A 6,114-nucleotide genomic window follows, 5' to 3' on the forward strand; every position below is an offset into this window, starting at 1 on the left:
ATGGATGGAGATAGTATAATTACACAGTTACGCACATAAGCTTCACTTAACGTGCAAATACTAGTTTAAAAGGAATTTATTATGGCTAAAAAGATTATTGGTAATCTAAAACTACGCATCCCAGCTGGACGCGCGACAGCAGGCCCTCCTGTTGGTTCAACTCTTGGTCAATGGGGTCTTAACATGATGGACTTTATTAATCCTTTCAACGAAGGAACTAAAGCTGATATGGGTAAGGATGTTATCGTTCACCTTCAGGTGTTTGAAGACCGAACATTTACATGGAAGTCACTTGGACAGCCTGTTGATGATATGATCCGTGAAGCAGTTGGTATCAAAAAAGGCTCAGGTAAACCACACTCTGAAAAAGTTGGAAAAATTACCCGTGCGCAACTTGAAACTATCGCTGAAGCAAAAAAAGATCAACTGAACGCAAATGACATGGATGCTCGTGTCAAGGTTATTGCAGGTACAGCCCGATCTATGGGCGTAGAAGTAGAAGGCTAAATACTAGAACTTCAAATACAAGATAAAAACACGCCGATACGGCGTGTTTTTATCTTGTATGATAGAATGGTATTACATTAACAAATCGCATATCAAGAGTGCAGCGAGAGAACTAGCTCCGTGACCTGCCGGCAACCCGTTATTAGTATGATCTTTAGTATAGACTACAAATAAAGAGGGTGCTACTTCTAGCCTACGTACCTAGTAGGGCAGATGTATGATATCTTTATGATTCTATCGCCCTGGTTGCGAAAGCAGATATGCATAAGGAGTCATTTTATGTCAAAAACTAACTATAAAACTGCTGAAAGTGTCAGCCCAAAACACCCCGATAAATTGTGTGATCAAATATCAGATGCAGTACTTGATGCGTATCTTGAGGTTGATCCAGATGCACGTGTTGCTGTCGAAACTGTTGGTGGACACGGTAGAGTTTTTATCACGGGCGAGCTAACATCTCGCAAAGATGTTGATATCAAGCCAATTGTTAAACGTATCGCTGGAGACATTTCGTTAGAGATACATATAGCAAAGCAAAGCTTCGAGATTGCAAATGGAGTCGACACAGGAGGAGCAGGTGACCAAGGCATAATGGTGGGTTATGCAACAGATGAAACACCAGAACTTTTGCCCCTTGAAGTAGTTCTCTCGCGTAAACTGAACCAATACTTGTTCGAAAAATGGCCGTATGATGGTAAAACTCAGGTTACCTTAAAAGACAATAAAATTATATCTGTCGTTGCTAGCTTTCAGCATGCGCCTAAAGAAGAACTACTTGCAAGAGTAAAGCACTGGCTTCGCCAAGAAGAATTAGCAAGTTTCGATAAGGACATTGATTTTCATATTAATCCAGCCGGTGATTGGGTTCAGGGTGGATTTGATGCAGACGCTGGCCTTACCGGGCGAAAATTAGTTGTTGATAATTACGGTCCTAGCATTCCAATTGGCGGTGGCTGTTTTAGTGGTAAAGACCCAAGTAAAGTTGATCGTTCAGCGGCATATATGGCTCGAAAAATCGCAGTTGATTATCTTAAACATCGTAACGCTAAGGAAGTTTTTGTCCATTTAGCATATGCGATTGGATATGCTCAACCGCTTGAAGCTAGTGTCACAATTGATGGTGCTCAGGAAAAAGTTGAAGGATATGATTTATCACCTCAAGGAATCATTAAATCACTCAATCTTAAGCGGCCGATCTACGAAAAAACGGCCCAGTATGGTCACTTCGGTCATCCTGAATTTAGCTGGGAACAATAAATATACACATAAAATACCGCGAACCAATCGCGGTATTTTATTAATAAATTTTGTAGGCCGGAGTGCGCATACTCTGCGCACTCCGGAGGATTCCTACACGTACACCTTACCCAGATAAAGGATCAAAAGCGTACCGATCATGGCAGCTGTGACGGCATCGATTCGATCCATCAGGCCGCCGTGCTTACCAAGAACTGTTCCAACATCTTTGATCTGCAAAGAGCGCTTTGTTGCACTCTCTGCAAGATCACCAATGACTGCAAGTGGTGGACCAAACAATACAACGAGCCACAGCAGAGGGTGAGAGATGGTCATAGTCCCCGACAGGGAAATGAGCGCAATATACCCACCAGCCCAGCCGAAAAGCAGACCGCCGATCAAGCCCTCCACTGTCTTGGCTGGAGAAATCTTTGGAACCAACTGGTGGGTGGTGACTCCTCGATTTTTCAGTGCCTGACCGGTCGCCTGCGCCAACCAGTCATTGATAAATACAGACGCCGCCACGACCACTAGGATCTGAAAACCGTCTGGAATTCTCCGAATGTAATACATGGACAAGAGTCCGATAATCATCTGAAATAACAGTAGCTTCAGATACAGCCTAGCCTTGAAGCTCTTGGCCTTCTTCCTGGCCTGGACTACCTCAATCAAGACACCGATCATCAGCGCCACGATCAGAACTGCTGTCCCGATAGCAGACAATCCCACCACGGGCAATACGACCGCAAGCATCAGAACTGCCATCGCAGATTTCGATGCCTTCACACGCACTGCAACCTCAGTGATCGTGTTCACCGGGCTCACCTCTTTCTTGATATGTAAAGCTACGAGTAGAAATCCTTCAAGCAATAATACCATCATAGTACAATAGGTCAACTAGCAGGGTGCTCATTGCACTTTCACTGTAAAAATGCTATATTAGAAGAACAATTAATCAATGCTGGGAGGCCATCAAGTTTATCTTGGGCCGTTATCACCACAGAAAGGGTTTACACCTATGGCTAAAAAAGCCGAATTACTAGCTGAAGCAAAAAAACTGAAGCTTGAAGTAACAGATAAAAATACTATTGCTGAAATCGAGGCTGCGATTGCAGGTTCGACTCCTGAAGTCGGAGAGACTGAAGATGCTCCAAAAGCTGATAAACCTCTTGCTAAAGCAGGTAAGCGCAGTGAGAAAGCAATCAAGGAAACTGAAGAAAAACTTGAAAAAGAAGCCCGTAAAGAAGCCGGTGACACAACCCCTCAGTCTGAAGAAGCTGAACAAAATAGCAAAAAAGGCCCTAAGCCTGTCACTCGACCTCATGCTGAACGTCGTGGAAAAAGCTACCGAGAACTTGCAAAGCAAGTTGATGCAGCGAAAGTATACAGTCTTGCCGAGGCACTTGAACTTGCAACTAAAACAAATCCATCAAAATTTGATGCAAGCGTTGAGGTTCATGTGCGTCTTGGTGTAGACCCACGCCAAGCTGACCAAAACATTCGTGCAACGGTTAGTTTGCCAAATGGTTCGGGTAAAAAAGTTCGTGTTGCTGTTTTTGCTCCAGAATCAGAACATGAAGCTGCTAAAAAAGCTGGTGCAGATGTTGTTGGTGATGAAACATTCATCAAACAGATGGAAAAAGAAGAGCTTAACTTTGACATTCTTGTTGCAACACCACAGTATATGCCAAAACTTGGTAAATTTGCTCGTCTTCTTGGCCCTCGAGGACTTATGCCTAACCCTAAATCTGGTACAGTCGCGACAGATGTCGCTAAGGCTGTAACAGAGGCAAAAGCTGGTAAAGTTGAGTACCGTGTCGATAAACAATCAATTGTTCACCTTTCAATTGGTAAAGTGTCATTTGGTGCAGCAAAACTAACCGAGAATGCTAAAGCATTCTTTGATAGTCTACAGTCACAAAAACCAAGCAGTCTAAAAGGTAGCTACGTTAAAACAACATCTATCTCGACGACACAAGGTCCTGGTATGAAAGTTGAAAACGTCGTTAATTAATACGTTGATAAAACTTGATGGGCCTGCTCCTTACGAGCAGGCCCATTTTATTGAAGTGATATACTAAAGGTAACGTAGAATATAAGTTGAGGTATATATAGTGTTATCTGGTCCAGTCACGCGCACTCGAAAATCAGAAAAAAAATATGCAAAACATAAAATTATGTCTGATAAGACTGTTTGTGAATTTTGTCTATTTAGTCGTGATCATGAACAATTTATTGAGGAAACGTCCTATTTTTGGGTTGTAAAAAATATATTCGGCTATGACCTATGGGAGGGCTGTGAAGTACTTGAACATCTCATGCTTGTTCCGAAACGACATGTCCATGCACTCTCAGAGTTTAATAAACCTGAACTATCTGAATATATGAAATATATATCAAGGTATGAGGACTCAGGCTACTCACTGTACACAAGGACTCCAAATAGTATCACAAAATCAGTGCCCCATCATCATACTCACTTTATCAAACTTGACAATAAACGAAAGAATAGCATATTTTATTTACGCAAACCTCATGTTATGATATACAAATAGTTTAGAGAGGGACATATTACGTGACAGTTATCGGTACAGAATTGACAGACAAGTCGTGGGTAGGTGATATTTATGGTGGCCCAACTCTTCATGACGAAGATAGACTACAATATCCAGAGCATGGCGACCCTGCTGGGCTAGTTAAGCAAATCATGGCCATGAAAGCACTTGACGGCTACGTCGTTCTTGTGGACGGCGCATTTGATGTCCCTCATCCTTCCCATGAAGGTTACTTGCGTCACGTCCGCGCTCTAGCTGGCGCCGCATTTCTTCTTGCTAAAAATCAAGCAATTTCTATAGATAACGTTCGTAGAGTGATTGCAGATGAGACAATTACTATTGTCACGACAGTCGATGCTGATAGTAAGATTGCATGGAAGAAAAGTAATAATCCCACAAAAGGTGGCGTTCCTCGTCCAATTTATCCATGGATTGCACGTGCGGAACGAATACTCGGCTACACGTTTCAAACACAGACAGGAACTCATCGACCAGTTATTGATATCGCAACAGTTGAAGGTGATTCTAACCACACGGATACGCCGTTCGAATCATCTCTTCATCTTGCAGAGCATTTAAAGGATCAAGGAGTTCTTGATGGTCTTGTTATTTACGGTGAGCATAAAGAAACCGAGTCAGAAGCGATAAGCCGAGGTTTAGAGCCAATTGTTATACCCGATAGCGCAGATGGCCAGATGTATGGCATTAATCCGCAAACAGAGAGTGACTGGGGAAGTAGCGCTATTATTAATCGTGCGCAGGGTGGATCCGTCATTAATCCGATCACACGACCAACTCATCTCTCCTCATTTAAATAACAAAATACCATCCTAGGATAAGGATGGTATTTTTATATGCTTGGATATGACCCTACGAGATTGCCATGGTAGCAGGTGGGTGACGACATGCCACACCACCTGCTACCATGAAGGCGATCAGGAAGCCACCTGTACCAGTTGCCCAGTACTGATGTTGACTTCTTCGAAGAAGACATTTAGTGCTGTGCACTCGATGCCCATATTGAAGAGCCTGTTCCGAAGAACCGTCCGACTTACCGTGTTGAGCATTTCACGACAGAGCAAAACGGCGCGGTCCTGATCTCCTCCACGAAGAGCCGTGAATAGTTCACAGAACTTCCTGTTTGTGCTCGCATCACACACTTCATGCATAACATCCCCCAGGGGTAGTTAGTAATGCAGTATAGGGTCACATAGTAATATACTCTTTTTCGTATAAAATACAACTATTTTTGCACAACTTGCTGCATCTGTTACAATACCTATATAAAGGGAGAACACTATGACCGATACACAAGCAGACGGCTATTATGATGAGCCTGAAGTAAACAACGGCGAGCTTGATTTAAGCTTTCTCGATGACAACGAAACAAAAAATTAGAGTAGGACTTGTTGTCCCACATATTTTTATTCACCGTGACATATTGCCAGAGGTGATATTTTCTCCTGGAAAACTAGCTCTTAATCTTGCAAATACCTTGTCAGAATATGACATTGAAGTGACGTTATTCACTCCTGGCAAGGCTGATACTCATGTTCGAAACGTGACCGCTGACCTTAGGCCATTTGAGCAGGAGCTCAGTGGGCGCGGTGATACTTACATAGAGCTTCTAAAAAAGCATCCGTTTACCTTTATCAGCCTAGCAAGGCAAGTACAGTCGGAGATTATTGCACTTGCATATGACATGGCAAACCGTGATGAACTCGATATTGTACACATCTACACCAACGAGGAAGATATCGCGCTGCCATTTGCAAAGCTTTGTCATAAACCTGTCGTTTTTACTCATCATGATCCA

The 6,114-nt window shown here is 42.9% G+C and carries 5 protein-coding genes, 1 pseudogene and 1 riboswitch; of the genes and pseudogenes, 5 read left to right on the forward strand and 1 reads right to left on the reverse strand.

Annotated elements, in window-relative coordinates; all coding sequences use genetic code 11:
- Positions 1-81: 81 nt before the first annotated feature.
- A complete protein-coding gene (rplK, locus tag ABIS22_02095) occupies positions 82-507 on the forward strand; it encodes a 50S ribosomal protein L11 (GenBank protein ID MEO7740685.1) in 426 nt (141 codons plus the stop codon).
- A gap of 86 nt (positions 508-593) precedes the next feature.
- Positions 594-727: riboswitch (SAM riboswitch) on the forward strand.
- 59 nt (positions 728-786) lie between these two features.
- Positions 787-1,764 (forward strand): methionine adenosyltransferase domain-containing protein, encoded by a 978-nt coding sequence (locus ABIS22_02100; protein ID MEO7740686.1) that lies wholly within the window; start codon positions 787-789, stop codon positions 1,762-1,764.
- Positions 1,765-1,857: 93 nt separating this feature from the next.
- On the opposite strand, the gene ABIS22_02105 is transcribed toward ABIS22_02100, so the two are convergent.
- Positions 1,858-2,625, reverse strand: coding sequence for a phosphatidate cytidylyltransferase (locus ABIS22_02105; protein MEO7740687.1), 768 nt, complete (start codon positions 2,623-2,625; stop codon positions 1,858-1,860).
- A gap of 448 nt (positions 2,626-3,073) precedes the next feature.
- On the opposite strand from ABIS22_02105, the pseudogene rplA reads away from it, so the two are divergent.
- The 3 genes and pseudogenes from rplA to ABIS22_02120 form a co-directional block, all read left to right on the forward strand.
- Positions 3,074-3,757: pseudogene (gene rplA / locus ABIS22_02110) on the forward strand (50S ribosomal protein L1).
- Between the two features lie 561 nt (positions 3,758-4,318).
- Positions 4,319-5,116, forward strand: a complete 798-nt coding sequence (locus ABIS22_02115) for a hypothetical protein (GenBank protein ID MEO7740688.1) — start codon at positions 4,319-4,321, stop codon at positions 5,114-5,116.
- 557 nt (positions 5,117-5,673) lie between these two features.
- Positions 5,674-6,114, forward strand: a 441-nt coding sequence (locus ABIS22_02120) for a hypothetical protein (GenBank protein MEO7740689.1), incomplete at its 3' end; no start/stop codon positions are given.

Source organism: Candidatus Saccharimonadales bacterium, from assembly GCA_039928925.1.
GTDB lineage: Bacteria > Patescibacteriota > Saccharimonadia > Saccharimonadales > Saccharimonadaceae > UBA6022.

Excerpts from the sequence above, each read along its gene's own strand:
- rplK (MEO7740685.1), top strand. The coding sequence starts at position 82 with ATGGCTAAAAAGATTATTGGTAATCTAAAACTACGCATCCCAGCTGGA.
- ABIS22_02100 (MEO7740686.1), top strand. The coding sequence starts at position 787 with ATGTCAAAAACTAACTATAAAACTGCTGAAAGTGTCAGCCCAAAACAC.
- ABIS22_02105 (MEO7740687.1), bottom strand. The coding sequence starts at position 2,625 with ATGATGGTATTATTGCTTGAAGGATTTCTACTCGTAGCTTTACATATC.